Annotated in this window: 13 protein-coding genes; 6 read left to right on the forward strand and 7 right to left on the reverse strand. The window is 69.7% G+C overall.

Going from position 1 to position 13984, the window contains the following annotated elements; translation table 11 throughout:
* Nucleotides 1–13 precede the first annotated feature (13 nt).
* Nucleotides 14–1531: a DUF3027 domain-containing protein gene (locus ACIA75_RS06280; protein WP_397100449.1), complete on the forward strand. Its 1518-nt coding sequence runs from the start codon at nucleotides 14–16 to the stop codon at nucleotides 1529–1531.
* Between the two features lie 494 nt (nucleotides 1532–2025).
* Nucleotides 2026–4971 (forward strand): sacsin N-terminal ATP-binding-like domain-containing protein, encoded by a 2946-nt coding sequence (locus ACIA75_RS06285; RefSeq protein WP_397101007.1) that lies wholly within the window; start codon nucleotides 2026–2028, stop codon nucleotides 4969–4971.
* A 23-nt stretch (nucleotides 4972–4994) separates the two neighbouring features.
* Here ACIA75_RS06285 and ACIA75_RS06290 read toward each other — a convergent pair whose 3' ends face one another.
* The gene (locus ACIA75_RS06290; protein ID WP_397100451.1) at nucleotides 4995–5621 is read right to left on the reverse strand and encodes a TetR/AcrR family transcriptional regulator; all 627 of its coding nucleotides are present in this window, start codon (nucleotides 5619–5621) and stop codon (nucleotides 4995–4997) included.
* A gap of 121 nt (nucleotides 5622–5742) precedes the next feature.
* Nucleotides 5743–5985 (reverse strand): DUF2530 domain-containing protein, encoded by a 243-nt coding sequence (locus tag ACIA75_RS06295; protein WP_397100453.1) that lies wholly within the window; start codon nucleotides 5983–5985, stop codon nucleotides 5743–5745.
* Nucleotides 5986–6033: 48 nt separating this feature from the next.
* Here ACIA75_RS06295 and ACIA75_RS06300 point away from each other — a divergent pair, with 48 nt between their 5' ends.
* Complete coding sequence (locus ACIA75_RS06300) at nucleotides 6034–6483, forward strand: MarR family winged helix-turn-helix transcriptional regulator (protein ID WP_397100455.1); 450 nt, start codon at nucleotides 6034–6036, stop codon at nucleotides 6481–6483.
* Nucleotides 6484–6559: 76 nt separating this feature from the next.
* Here the strand turns inward: ACIA75_RS06300 and ACIA75_RS06305 are convergent, their stop codons facing one another.
* A complete protein-coding gene (locus ACIA75_RS06305; RefSeq protein WP_397100457.1) occupies nucleotides 6560–6976 on the reverse strand; it encodes a YccF domain-containing protein in 417 nt (138 codons plus the stop codon).
* A 78-nt stretch (nucleotides 6977–7054) separates the two neighbouring features.
* Between ACIA75_RS06305 and ACIA75_RS06310 the strand changes: the two genes are divergently transcribed.
* Nucleotides 7055–7858: a TrmH family RNA methyltransferase gene (locus ACIA75_RS06310; RefSeq protein WP_397100459.1), complete on the forward strand. Its 804-nt coding sequence runs from the start codon at nucleotides 7055–7057 to the stop codon at nucleotides 7856–7858.
* Nucleotides 7855–8157, forward strand: a complete 303-nt coding sequence (locus ACIA75_RS06315) for a DUF2537 domain-containing protein (protein WP_397100461.1) — start codon at nucleotides 7855–7857, stop codon at nucleotides 8155–8157. The genes ACIA75_RS06310 and ACIA75_RS06315 overlap by 4 nt, the downstream gene beginning before the upstream one ends.
* A gap of 7 nt (nucleotides 8158–8164) precedes the next feature.
* On the opposite strand, the gene ACIA75_RS06320 is transcribed toward ACIA75_RS06315, so the two are convergent.
* The 3 genes from ACIA75_RS06320 to serC form a co-directional block, all read right to left on the reverse strand.
* Nucleotides 8165–8953: a DUF6928 family protein gene (locus tag ACIA75_RS06320; protein WP_397100463.1), complete on the reverse strand. Its 789-nt coding sequence runs from the start codon at nucleotides 8951–8953 to the stop codon at nucleotides 8165–8167.
* A 167-nt stretch (nucleotides 8954–9120) separates the two neighbouring features.
* Nucleotides 9121–10641 (reverse strand): septation protein SepH, encoded by a 1521-nt coding sequence (gene sepH, locus ACIA75_RS06325; RefSeq protein WP_397100465.1) that lies wholly within the window; start codon nucleotides 10639–10641, stop codon nucleotides 9121–9123.
* Between the two features lie 234 nt (nucleotides 10642–10875).
* The gene (serC, locus tag ACIA75_RS06330; RefSeq protein ID WP_397100467.1) at nucleotides 10876–12000 is read right to left on the reverse strand and encodes a phosphoserine transaminase; all 1125 of its coding nucleotides are present in this window, start codon (nucleotides 11998–12000) and stop codon (nucleotides 10876–10878) included.
* Nucleotides 12001–12165: 165 nt separating this feature from the next.
* On the opposite strand from serC, the gene ACIA75_RS06335 reads away from it, so the two are divergent.
* Complete coding sequence (locus tag ACIA75_RS06335; RefSeq protein ID WP_397100470.1) at nucleotides 12166–12777, forward strand: hypothetical protein; 612 nt, start codon at nucleotides 12166–12168, stop codon at nucleotides 12775–12777.
* A 20-nt stretch (nucleotides 12778–12797) separates the two neighbouring features.
* On the opposite strand, the gene ACIA75_RS06340 is transcribed toward ACIA75_RS06335, so the two are convergent.
* Nucleotides 12798–13955: a citrate synthase 2 gene (locus ACIA75_RS06340; RefSeq protein WP_397100472.1), complete on the reverse strand. Its 1158-nt coding sequence runs from the start codon at nucleotides 13953–13955 to the stop codon at nucleotides 12798–12800.
* Nucleotides 13956–13984 lie beyond the last annotated feature (29 nt).

A 13984-nucleotide genomic window follows, 5' to 3' on the forward strand; every position in this document is an offset into this window, starting at 1 on the left:
CAAAATGTAGACCGTGAGCGCAGTATCTGTTTCTGACCCCGACATGCGGTCGATCCTGAGCCGGGCCGTCGACCTGGCTCGTGGTGCGCTCCTGGACCTGGAACCGGCCGGGGTCGGGGCGCATCTCGGAGTGCGGGCCGAGGACGAGTGCGCCGTCACGCACTGCTTCGAGGCCACCCTCCCCGGCTACCACGGCTGGCAGTGGGCGGTGGTGGTCGCCGCCGCCCCGGATACCGACCGGGTGACGGTCAGCGAATCTGCGCTGCTGCCCGGCCCCGACGCGCTGATCGCGCCCGACTTCGTCCCGTGGGATCAGCGTGTCCGCCCGGGCGATCTGGCCCCCGGCGATCTGCTCGCGCCACCGGCGGACGATTCGCGCCTGGCGCCCGGCTACACCGCAACCGGCGATCCGGAAATCGACGAGGTGGCCTACCAGGTGGGTCTGGGCCGCAAACAGGTCCTCAGCCTGGAGGGCCGCGCCGATGCCGCGGAGCGCTGGTACGGCGAATACGGCCCGGACAGCGATATGGCCAAGGCCGCCCCCGCGTCCTGTGAAAGCTGCGGGTTCTACCTGCCGCTGTCCGGCGCGCTGCGCGCCGCGTTCGGGGTCTGCGCGAACACCATGGGCGCCGACGGGCATGTCGTGCACATGGGATACGGGTGCGGGGCCCATTCGGACACAGCGATGCCGACGGGAGCTGGGTCACCGCTGTACGAGGCCTATGACGACGCCGCCGTCGAGGTCTATCCGGCGGAACCGCAGAAATCACCGGACGCCGGGAGCGTGCCGGCAGAGTCCGGGGACACCGCCTCTGCCACGACCACGGAAGCCACCGCGCAGGCGGTCGACGCGCCGGCTTCCGCAGGGCGTCAGGGCGCCGAGCAGCGTGCATCCGGCCGGTCCGAGACCGCCGGTTCTCCGCAGAATCTCTCGACCGATACCGCACCGGAACTGGCGCCCGATCCGGTCGTTACCGACACTGCGGCTGTCGGCGGGCCATCGGCGGCGGCACAGCCCGCCGCGAAGGGACCGGAGACAAGCACCGCGGCGGAGGAAGTCGAGCAGGGACTCTCCGGCGTATCGCCGGAACCTGAAGAATCAGCGGGAGAGCCCGGGCATGTCGCCCCGCATTCGGGGCACTCTCCTGAGGTGTCCGGAGGCTCGGCCCCCGGGGCGGAGGAGTCCGGGGATCCGGTGCAGCGGACCGGTGCGGCTCTGTTCGAGCCCGCGGCCGCCGAATCGAATGAGGAAGCCTTCGGAGCCGGGCTGCAGGAATCCGGACGAATCGTGGATGAGCCTGGAGATGCGCCGGGGGATGCCGCGGAGGTAGCCGAGGCGGAGGTGCGAGAGACCGCGTCCGCCGAGCCGGATTCCGGTGACCTTCCGTCGGTGCCCGAGGATGCGCCGCAGGAGTCCGGGAACTCGGATCAACCCCTGAGCACCGGAGCGGAACCGGGTGAGGTCGAGCGGGAATCCGGGCCTGCGGGCGGTGCTGTCCCGCCCGTGTCCGGTGACGCTGTGCAGGAGTAGAGAGAGTCCGGGCCGGGGCCCTCGGCCCGGGCGGGCCACTGGATGCTCGGTAGAGCGCGGGCGAATCCGGGCGGGATTCCGGGGTCGTGGAGTCGGGTCCGGCGGATATCCGCCCGGTACCCGGGGAAACGCTGCGGAAACCGGGGTCCGGGCGGCGCGCTGGAGTAGCCCGGCAATGTCGTGCCGGCGGGCCGGGCATACCGCGATGGTTCGTGCGTCGCCGGCGGTGTTATTCAGGAGCACGGACGGAGGCCGCCTCGGTCTGTGGCCCGAGGTAGCGGACTCGGCTCGTAGCGGCGGCCCACTGGACGGGCGGGGGCATCTCGAAGCCCCCTGATCGGGCCCTATCATGTTGGGCCGCAACAAGTTCGAAAATGATCCGGCCCTGCGCCGTGGGTGGTGGCCGAGCGGCCCGGCCCGGCTCGGCTCGGGTTCGGCGCGGATCGGCGGGCACGTACGCTGAGGCGGTGAGTGAGACCGGTGCGGTGGGCGATATGAGCGATTCGGCGCGAACACCCGCGGAACGGGATTCCGCCACCTCCGACCCGTTCGGCACCGCCCGGCTCCGCGACGCGGTGCTGGCCGCTTGGCGCGATTCCCCGACCCGGCTGCGCGAGGACGCGGCGGCCGAAGCGGATCTGGTCCGGGCCGGCTACCGCGATCGGCTGCTCACCGAACTGGCGCAGAATGCCGCGGACGCGGCCGTCGCCGCCGGCGTGCCGGGTCGGATCGCGGTGCGGTGCACCGGCCGGACGCTGTCGATATCCAATACCGGTGCCCCGCTCGATGTCGCGGGGGTGCACGCGTTGACCGCGCTGCGGTCCTCCGGGAAGGCCGGCGGGACCGGCGAGGTCGGGCGGTTCGGGGTCGGTTTCACCGCGGTGCTGACGGCGAGCGAAGAGATCGAATTCCGGTCCACCAGTGGCTCGCTGCGTTTCTCCCGGGAGCTCACCCGGGCGGAGCTGGTGGCGCGCGGCGTGCCGATTCCGGAGACCGGGGAAGAATTCCTACCGCCGGTGTTGCGGCTGGCCTGGCCGCAGGCCGCGGGTCCGCGAGCGGACGCCGATACCGAGATCGTTTTATCGCTGCGGCCGGAGATCGATCCCGCGGCGCTGCTGGAATCCATGCGCGCCGAAGCGGCCGATCTGTTGCTGGAATTGCCCGCGCTGAGCGAGATCCGGATCGAGGATTTCACGGCGCACTCCACCGCCCGGGATCTCGGGCAGACGGGGTTGCGGGAGATCCGGATCAGTGCAGACCAGGCCGAACAGAACTGGTGGGAGTACCGGACGGCGCGGGCCCGCTGGCTGGTGCCGGTGCGGGACGGCCGTCCGGTGGCCGCGCGGCCGGATGTCCTGCGCGCGCCGACCCGCTCGGACGAGGAACTGTCCCTGCCGGCCGTGCTCATCGCCGATATCCCCATGCAGCCCGACCGTCGCCGGGTGCTGCCGGGAGGCAGGTTGGCTGAGCTGGTCACCGGCTATGCCGATTTCGCCCGGGCATTGCCACCGGGTTCGCGACCGGTGCTGGTTCCGGCGCCGGGTTTCGCGCGCAGTGAGGTCGACGGTCTGCTGCGGGAAGCGATCCTGCAGGAACTGCGAGCCGCTTCCTGGCTCCCGGTGTTCGCCGCGGCGCCCGGCGCTGATCGGCCCGGCGTCGACCGAACTGGCGTCGACCAGCCCGACGCTGAGCAGACCGGTGTCGACTGGACCGACGCTGAGCAGCCCGCCGCCGACCGGACGGCCGTCGCGGCCGATGCCGCGGACCGATCCGGTGACCGGGTCGCGGTACCCACCAGGACCAGCGTCTTTCCGGACCTCACCGCGGAATTGGCCGAGCTCCTCGGTGATGTCCTCGATCCGCTGCTCATCCCGGAACTGTCCGGTGCGCGGCACGCCGAGGTGCTGGCGGTGCTCGGGGTGCACCGGATCGGGTTGGCGCGGCTGGCGGAACTGTCCGCCGGGCTGGATCGGCCGCCGTCGTGGTGGTCGGCCCTGTACACGGCGCTCGAGCCGTTCGTCACCGATCAGCTGGCGGTCGAGGAACTGGGTGCGCTGTCCGTCCCGCTGGCCGACGGGCGGTCGGTGACCGGTCCGCGGACAGTGCTGCTGGACGACGAACTCGCGGCACTACCCACGCCGGTCCCGGTGCACTGGGCGCGCCTGGTACATCCGGCTGCGGCGCACCCCTTGCTCGCCCGGCTCGGCGCGCGCCGAGCCACAGTGGCCGACCTGCTGTCCGATCCCGCGTTGCAGGCGTTGCTGACCGATCACCCCGACGACCCCGATACGGTCGAGTCGGTGCTGCGCCTGGCGGCGGTGGCCGACGCGTCGGCGCTACCGGCCTGGCTCGGCATGCTCGAACTACCCGACAGCACGGGTGGTGCGCGACCGGCCGATGAACTACTGCTCCCGGATGCCCCGCTGATCGAGTTGCTGGTGGCCGATTCGCCGTTCGGCGTCGTATCCCAGGACGTGGCCGCCGAGTACGGTGCCGATGCGCTACGGGCGATCGGTGCCGGCTGGGATTTCGGAATCGTGACCGAAATCGATCCCACCGGGCCGGATCATCACCTGGACGACGAAGAGACCTGGTGGTCCGGTCTTTCCGAGGATCCCCCGGAACTCGTCGCGGTGCGCGACCTGGACCTGGTGGATGACGCGGCGTGGCCGGAAGCGCTGTGGCGGTTGTTGTCCGAGGAACGGACGCGCCCGCTCCTCGGCGACCCCCACGGCTATACCGCGTGGTGGTTGCGCCGGTACGCGCGGATCGACGGTGTCCCGCTGGGCGGCTACCGGAACCCGGCGGATACCGAATTCGCCGGACTGCTACCGGAACTCCCGATCACCGGTCTTTCCGGCGCGGATCTCGATGCGCTCGGCGGATGCCTGGCCGACCCCGACGCCATCGACCAGGCGCTCGCCGCGACCCTGCTGGAGGCGCTGGCCGATACCGGGAAAACACCTTCCCCGGAAGTGGTTTCGCGCGCGCATGCCCGGTTGGGCGCGGCGGTGCACCGGCTCGATCTCACCGAGCTCGAACTACCGGATCAGGTGCGGGCGCTGTCCGGTGCCGTGATCGACGCCGGGGACGCGCTCGTGCTGGACAAGCCCTGGTTCGGTCTGGCGGTACCGTCGGACCGGCTGGTGGTCGCGGACCGGGATACAGCGGCGGACCTGGCCGTGCTGCTGGACCTGCCCCTGGTATCGGAGCAGGTGACGGCCGAGGTGCTCGGATCCGGACACGAAACCGACTGGGCGCGGGAGCCGCTCGGTGTGGTCGTCCGGCGGCTGTACGCGCTCCCGCCGCAGCAGGGAACGCTGGTGTTGCACGACGAGTTGCGGGTACGGCTCTCCGGCGCGGTCACCCGGACAGTGAACGTCGCGTGGTGGCAGGACGGCGATACGACGCATATTCTGCGGCCCGGTCCGCCGCGCTGATCCACGCGTCCGGGTCCGTGCCGCTAGCCGGCGTGTTCCGCGAGCGCCCGAGCGAGCAGATCCAATTGGGTGCGCACGCTTTCACTGTCGTTGTCGACCAGCCAGCGCAACACGATGCCGTCGATCATGCTGAGCGTGAAACGGGACAGTTGGTGCACCGGAACCTTCCAGGTGCTGCCGGTGGCGTCGCGGGCATGGTCGAGAATATCGGCGACCGTGGAATCGTTGAAGCTGTACTGTTCCCGGGCGATCGCGAGTTTCGCGGGTGTCTGCTCGCCTTCGCGCAAGGCGTAGGTCGTCGTCTCGTAGGTGAGCAGCTGGCGTTCCGGTGTGGCTTCGATATTCAGCCACATGAGTTCCAGGCCGGCGCGCAGCAGATCGCGCAGCGCCGTGTTACCGCTACCGGCCTCGTGCCAGACGGATTCGTTGGCGTCCACCGAATCGCGTAATTCCATCGACAGCGCTTTGACCAGCTCGGTCATCAACGCGTCCTTGTTCTCGAAGCAGTAGTGCACCACGCCTAGCGAGACGCCCGCCGCCTGGGCGACATCGCGGGTGGTCACGCCCGCGACTCCCTTCTTCTCGGCTAGGCCGATCGCGGCCTCGATCAGATGGGCCCGTCGTTCTTCGACGCTCAATCGGGAGGACACACGAGCGAGTTTGGCCGCATACCTCCCAACAGTCAATTCCCCGGGGCGCCGGTGCGGACCGGCGCCGTGACAGGTCGGCCCGAACGCCGTCCGGCCTCACTGCCTCGTACTTTGCGGCCGGCTATCCGAGCCCGGTCTGGGCGCCTTTGTCGCCGCGGCGGGCACCTCGACGCTGGACGGCGAAGATCACGTAGCCGAGTAAGCCGACCGCCAGACCCATCAGGCAGACCGGCCGCGCCGACTCCCAGCGCTCGCCGCCGAACCAGACGACCGCGGTGGCGATCGCGAACAACACGCAGCCGACGGCCAGGACCGGACGAGGATCGGTCAGCCGCGGTGGGAACTGCGGGAGCTGCGCGTTCATCCGTTCAGCCTAACCGCAGTACGCGCACCGATCCGGGGTGTGTCACGTATGGTTCACTTTGTGAATACCCACTCGGATGTGCGGGCGCTCGCCAGCGACCTCTCGCTGGCGGTGGTGCGCTTGACGCGGCATCTGCGGGGACGGCGTGCGGAATCGCAGATATCGCTGACCCAGCTCTCGGTTCTGGCCACTCTCGGTAACGAGGGCGCGCTGACGCCCGGCACACTGGCGGCCAAGGAGCGCGTCCAGCCCCCCTCGATGACCAGGGTGATCGCCTCGCTGACCGACCTCGGCTTGGTCGCCCGCGATCCGCACCCGACCGACGGTCGTCAGATCATCGTTTCGCTGTCCCCGGCCGGCCACGCCCTGCTCGCCGACGAGCGCAGCGCCCGCGAGGCCTGGATGAGCGACCAGCTCGCCGGTCTGGACACCGACCAGCTCATCGTCCTCGAGCAAGCGGTCGAAATTCTCAACGAGATAGTCGCCGACTCGGAATAGGACCTCGTACGGCTCGGCCCTGCCGCTGGGCACATTCGATCGGGTGCGGCCGACCGGCCCGGCGCCGTGGAGGTGGTCAGCGGGCGGCGCCGTAGCTCGATACGAAGGGCTGGTCGCTGTCGACTATTTCGCGGCCCAGGGGGAACAGTGCCAGCGGGATCAGTTTCAGATTGGCCCAGGCGAACGGGATACCGATGATCGTGACGGCCAGCGCGATGCTGGTGGTGAGGTGTCCCAGTGCGAGCCACCAGCCCGCGACGATGAACCAGATGATATTGCCCAGCAGTGAGCCCGCGCCCGCGCCCGGTTTCTCGACGGTGGTGCGGCCGAACGGCCACAGCACGTAGGCGGCGTTGCGCAGCGCGGCGATGCCGAAGGGGATCGTGATGATGAGGATGAAGCAGATCAGGGCGGCCACGAAGTATCCCAGTGCCATCCAGAACCCGGCGAAGATCAGCCAGAGGATATTGAGCAACAGCTGGATCAGCTTCATACATCAAGCATGCCCCAGTGCGCCGGTATCCGCACCCACAGCGTGGACGGCGCGGCGCGGCTTGGCAGGATGAGTCCCGTGGCCGTGGTTCTCGATGTGGACAGTGCTGCCGATCCGCGGGTCGACGATTTCCGGGATCTGAAGGCAGCGGATCGCAGACCCGACCGTCCGGGAGGAAAAGGCCTGGTCATCGCCGAGGGCACGGTCGTGGTCCGGCGCATGCTGGAATCGCCGTTCCGGCCGCATGCCCTGCTCGGGGTCGATAGGCGGTGGCAGGAACTCGCCGCCGACCTCGCGGGTTCCGATATCCCGTTCTACCGGGCTCCGGCCGAGTTGATGGCCGAGGTGGTCGGTTTCCATCTCAACCGCGGGGTGCTCGCCGTGGCCCGGCGGCCGGCGGCGCGCGATTTCGCGGAACTGATCTCCGGCGCCGTGACGGTCGCGGTGCTCGAGGGCGTCAACGACCACGAGAACCTGGGTGCGATGTTCCGTAACGCGGCGGGTCTGGGAGTGGACGCGGTGCTGTTCGGGGACGGCTGCGCCGATCCGCTGTACCGTCGATCGGTGCGGGTTTCGATGGGGCATGCGCTGCGGGTGCCGTTCGCTCAGGTACCGGACTGGCCGAACGGGTTGGATCTGCTGCGCCGCAGCGATTTCCAGGTGGTCGCGTTGAGTCCCGATCCGGCGGCCGCGACCCTGGCCACCGCGCTCACCGGCCGGCGGGTGGCGTTGCTGCTCGGCGCCGAGGGACCGGGCCTCACCGAGGAAGCGATGGCGGCGGCGGATATCCGGGCCCGGATTCCGATGACACCGGGTACCGATTCACTGAACGTGGCGACCGCGGCGGCCATGGCGTTCTACGAACGGGTGCGGACCGCATGAACCCGGCAGGTCCCGGATACGGCAGGTACTCGACCCCGCCCAGCGAACCCACCCCGTGGGCGGCCGGGATCACGGTCGCCGCGCTGGTGGCGGCCCTGACCATGGTGGGTGTGTACGCATTCGGCGCGGCCCTGACGCAGGTGCACCCGCTGCTCTCGCTGGCGGTGAACCTGGTCGCGGCGATCGGTATCGCGCCCACCGCCTGGCGGTGGCGGACTCGCCCGGTGACCCGTTGGGTGCTGGCCGGAGCCGGCGTGGGTGTGCTGCTCGCCTGGATCGGGTTGCTGTTCGCGGCCTGACCCCGCCCTACTTTTCGGCCGCCACCGCGGCATCGTGGCCGCGCAGCCAGGACAGCAGTCCTTTGCGCTCATGGCTCATCCGGTTGTGCGGCGGGTGGGGATCATGATGTGGTTTCGCAGCGTCGTCGTCGGGATGGAGACGGAAACCGAAGACCCGGATATCGTCCGGGGTCGGCCGATCGTGGGCAGCGGCGGAACTGTCCTCGGGGCCGGGCGGACCGATGACCTCCGGGAAATATCGGAAACCGAGCCATTCGTAGTTCGCGGTATCCGCGAAACCGGGCGGATCGAACGGCAGCACCAGCGGATCCGGCAGCTCGCCGGCTCGCCACTGGATGGGGTGCTCGCCGGCCCAGTGCGGTCGCTCCCAGATATGCGGCAGACCCTGGTCCTGCAGGATATTGAGCCGGGTGGAACTGAATGCCCGGCGCAACCCGCCGCGTTCCCAATGCGCGAAGGAACCCCAGCCGTATTCGAGATCGAAGGAAACGAGATAGGTGTGCTCCTCGGCCAGCGGCCGGACGAGCAGTTCCGGGATCTCGGTCGGGTGCACCCGGGCCGCGTAGGCGCTGCACAGCAGCGTGAGACCGGGGTAGCAGCCGATGAAAAGTTCATCGGGTTCTGGACCGGCCGCGTCGGCGAGGGTGGCGGGCACGGTCGGCTGGATATCGAGGCCGGGGTGCAGTTGCCGGGCCAGCGCGTATGCCGCATCCGGATCGGGACCGCGGCCGGCCCGCAGCACCTCGAGCGGATCGGGCGTGTCGACGTACCACACCGAGGAAATCTTGGACAGCATCCACCCACCTCCGATAGCGCACGAACCGGGTCGTGAACTTCTCGGCGCGCACCGCGGCCGCGGCCGAACCGGCCCCGCATCGAACCGTGTCGCCGTACAGCGGAACTTACTCGCCCGATCCGGTGAATCGGGCGGTTGTCGCGGGAAACACGCCGGTTCGCGGCTGTCTAGTTACCTGAGCTGCGAACCCCGAGCAGGACGTCCTCCCACGACGGCATGGGTGCCTTACCCCGTTTGCTGCGCGCCGTCGATTTCGCTGCCTTGGCCGGTGCCTTCTTGGCGGCGGGCTTCGCCGCCGGAGCGTCGGCCGGTTCGGTGCCGGGAGCCTGCTCGGCCACCTCGGAGGTGGGGGCCGGCTCTTCGGTAGCCGCGCGCGGTGCCTCGCTGTCCTGCGGGGTTGTGGATTCGGCGGCCGCACCGGTTCCGGTATCGGTGGCCGCCGCGGGCGGCACCGCCGCGACGACGGGAGGTTCCGGCTGGACCGCGAGCGTCTCGGGTCGAGCTGTTGCCTCGTCGGCGGGTTCCGGCCGATCGGTCGGAGCGGCGGCAGGCTCGGGCTGGACGGCTGCCGCAACGGAGGGTTCGGGCCGGACGGCCGTGACGGCAGGGGGCTCGGGCTGTGCGGCCGGGGCCGGTGTGGGCTCGACAGCAACCGGCGCGGCAGTCGCGGGGATCGGCTCGGGTGCGGCGGGTGCCGCCGGCTCGGGTGCTGGAGCCGGTGCCTGCGGTTGTTGCGCTACGGCCGGGGCCGGTGGCGGAACCGGGCGTGCTACCGCAGGTGCCGGAGTTTCGACGGGTGCCGGGGGAGCCTCGGCCGCCGGCGGTCGATACGGTTCCGGCTCAGGAGGCCGGTACGGTTCGGCCGGTGCCGGGGCGTTGGCCGGACTGGTTCCCGCGGGCAACGCGGGGGACCGGTTGGCGCCAGGGGGGAGTGGGGCCGTCGCGGGCAGGGTTGCGCTGCCGCCCGCGACCGCGCGCTGCTCGTAGTAGTCGTCCACCGCGGCCGGCCGGGCGGGCTCGCGACGGGGTTCGGCCACAACCGGTTCGGGGGCGGGCGGAGTTTCCGCTTCGACCGGCAGGATCGAGGCGAGCCCGCGCAGCGCACGACCGAAATCGGGATCGATCAGATCGGTGGCCGGATCATCGAGCGGGGATACGGTGCCACCGTGGGCATCGGGCTGGTAGCGCCAGTGCGCGGCGATCTCGGAACGGCCGTTCTGCCACTGCAACTGGGCGACCCAGACGCCTTTCTCATCCTTCCAGGCGTCCCATTCGGCGTTGTCGAGCGTATGCCCGCGGGCGCTGAACGCCGCGGTCACGACATCGATCAGGATCTCCACCGCCGGGCCGTCGGGCCGGATCGGATGGGCCTTCTGGGCGAGTTCGGCGGCGCGTGCACGTTCCAGCAGTACTGGATACGCGAAACGCTCCACCCGGCTCATCGGCATCCCGGATTCCTGGGTCACCTGTTCCACAGAGGCGCCGGCGCGGATTCGAGCCTGGATATCGCGAGGACGCATAGTTGCTTCCATTTCGATCTCGATCTGGCCGAATCGGGCAAGGTCGCCGCGGGCCGCGGCGCGGAGTTTGTCGTCGGCGGGAAGCCGGAATTTCTGGCCACTTTCCGTGTCGACGCACACGATATGGGCGGAGTCGGGCGTCACCCCGATCACTCGAAGTTCACGCACCACTACCTCCTTATCGCGTCGCTCGCGATACCGCCCACGTTCTGGAACAGTAGTGCACTTCTGGGATTCGTGTGGCAAGACACGCGGCACCGAAATGTACCCTGTGGCCGTCGTCTACCGCTAATCTTCTCTATTCCCTTGTGTATCAAGTTGATTCCGGACTACCCGGGCAGGATAGCGGCGGGCCCGCCGCGCAACACGCGCGGCGGGCCCGAATTCGCAGGTGATCTCGGGTCAGCCGAGGTTTCCGACCACCCAATCAATGCAGCGGGTGAGCTGTCCCACGTCCTCGGGGTCGATGGCCGGGAACATGCCGACGCGCAACTGGTTGCGGCCCAGTTTGCGGTACGGCTCGGTATCGACGATGCCGTTGGCCCGCAGCGTTTTGGCGACCGCGGCGGCATCCACCGAGTCGGCGAAATCGATGGTGCCGACCACCTGGGACCGGTGCGCCGGATCGGTGACGAACGGCGTCGCGTACTCGCTGGCCTCGGCCCACGAGTACAGGCGCGACGACGAATCCAGCGTCCGCTTCACCGCCCAGTCCAGGCCGCCGTTGCGGTTCAGCCAATCGATCTGGTCGGCGAACAGCAGCAGCGTGGCCAGCGCCGGAGTGTTGTAGGTCTGATCCTTGAGGCTGTTCTCGATGGCGATCGGCAGCGACAGGAAATCCGGGGTCCAGCGTCCCGAATCCTTGATCTCCTGGACCCGGGCCAGCGCGGCCGGGCTCATCAGCGCGATCCACAGGCCGCCGTCGGCGGCGAAGCATTTCTGGGGCGCGAAGTAGTAGATATCGGCATCGGTGATGTTCACCGGCAGCCCGCCCGCGCCGGAGGTCGCGTCGATCGCGATGAGCGCGTTGTCCGATCCGGCCGGCCGCTGCACCGGGACCGAGACACCGGTGGAGGTTTCGTTGTGCGCCCAGGCGATCAGGTCGGCGGCCGGATCGGCGACCGGGTCCGGCGCGCTGCCCGGATCGGCCGACACCACGATCGGCTCACCGAGGAACGGGTTCTTCTTGGTAACGCTGGCGAACTTCGAGCTGAACTCGCCGTAGGTCAGGTGCAGGGAGCGTTCGCGGACCAGGCCGAACGCGGCGGCATCCCAGAACGCGGTGGTGCCGCCGTTACCGAGGATCACCTCGTAGCCCTCGGGTAACGAGAACAGGTCCCGCAGCCCGGACCGCACCCGGGCGACCACATCCTTGACCGGTTTCTGCCGGTGGCTGGTGCCGAAGACCGAGGCACCCACCTCCACCAGGGACTGCAGCTGCTCCGGGCGAACCTTGGACGGGCCGCAACCGAAACGACCGTCGGCGGGCTTGAGGTCATCGGGGATGGTCGGGAACGCACTGGTCATGGCGAACAGCGTAGCCGCGCCGTTGCTGTGCCGCGTACCACACTCCGGCTAACGTGAGTGGGTATGAGCATGCGGTCGTCAAGGGGCGCTGCCGGAGATCCATCCGACGATGGCCGCGCGCACGGTCACAGTGACGGACCGGGCCTACCCGCTCCACCCTGGCGCGTGCGCGACCTCCTGCCGCGGCGCTTCCGGCGGCGTGGCGAGGCGCCCACCGGCGCCGACCGCCGCGAACTGCTGACGCACGGCGCCGCCGGTTCGGCCACGGTACTGGCCACCCGCACCCGCCGCCGCGAGCCCGGCTATACCTTCCGGGTCCGGGTGCGCCTGCCCGGGCTGGCGCCGTACGAAGCCCAGGTCCGGCAGCGCGTATCGGGTGCAGAACTGGACCGGATGCGTCCCGGCGACCTGGTCTGCTGCCGGGTCGACCCGGACGACCGTGACCGCATGGTGCTGTATCTACCCGGCGACGCCGATCCCGGCCGCGCGGCCCTCGCGAAAATCCTGGCCGACGGCCGCCGGGCCACCGCCACCGTCCTGGCAGTGACCTCGGTCGCCGCCGACTACTGCGGCTGCGACGATCCGGTGATGCGCATGGACCTGGAGCTGCGCACCTGGGACGAACCGGACCCCTGGCGGGTGCGGATCGTGCAATCGGTGCCGCTGTCCGCCATCGGGCAACTGGACCTGGGTGCCAAACTGCAGGTCGCCTTCTTCGCGGTGGACGGTGGCGACTCGGTAGCTGTTGATTGGGAGTCCGACCCGGACTGTGTCTGACGTGGGTCCGGCCGCTTATGTCATACGGAGGGCGGAGCCACCGACACGTTCCCCCAGCCCACGACCTCGTGCGGGGCCCGTGGGCCCGGCCCGGTGTAGATGGCGGCCGGTCGTACCAGTTTGCCCAGTTTCTTCTGTTCCATGATGTGCGCGCACCAGCCCGCGGTCCTGCCGCAGGTGAACATGGCGGGCATCATATGGGCCGGTACCTCGGCGAAGTCCAGGATGACCGCCGCCCAGAACTCGACATTCGTTTCGATGGCGCGGTCCGGGCGGCGTTCCCGCAGCTCGGCCAGCGCCGCCTGTTCCAGGGCGGCGGCCACCTCGTAGCGGGGTGCGGCCAGGCGTGCGGCTGTATCGCGCAGTACCCGTGCCCGGGGGTCTTCGGCGCGGTACACCCGGTGGCCGAAGCCCATGAGCTTTTCCTTGCGGTCCAGGATCCCCTTGACCAGGGCGCGCGCATCGCCGGCGCGTTCCACTTCTTCTATCATCGGCAGCACCCGGGCCGGGGCGCCGCCGTGCAGCGGGCCGGACATGGCGCCGATGGCACCCGAGAGCGAGGCTGCCACATCCGCGCCGGTGGACGCGATCACCCGGGCGGTGAAGGTCGAGGCGTTCATACCGTGTTCGGCGGCGGATACCCAGTAGGCGTCGATGGCCTCGGTGTGCCGCGGGTCCGGATCGCCTTTCCAGCGGGTCATGAACCGTTCGGTGACCGTGGTGCATTCGTCGATCCGGCGCTGCGGCACGGCGGGTTGATAGATCCCGCGCGCGGATTGCGCGACATAGGACAACGCCATCACCGAGGCGCGGGCCAGGTTCTCCCGGGCCGTCGGCTCGTCGATATCGAGGAGCGGCTGATAGCCCCAGATGGGCGCGAGCATGGCCAGGCCGGCTTGCACGTCGACCCGGACATCGCCGGTGTGCACCGGAAGCGGGAAAGGTTCGGCCGGGGGGAGACCGTGCCCGAATTCGCCGTCGACCAGCAGTGCCCAGACATCACCGAAGGTGACTCGGTTGCGGACCAGATCCTCGATATCCACGCCGCGGTAGCGCAGCGCGCCGCCGTCCTTGTCGGGTTCGGCGATATCGGTGGTGAACGCGACCACCCCCTCGAGGCCGCTGACGAAACCCTCGGGGACCGCGCCGCCCCCCGCTACGCCGGAATTGGTGGTCATACGCGACTCTCCTTTCAACAGAACTCTAG

Origin of the sequence: Nocardia sp. NPDC051750, from assembly GCF_044453135.1 — a bacterium.
Lineage (GTDB): Bacteria > Actinomycetota > Actinomycetes > Mycobacteriales > Mycobacteriaceae > Nocardia.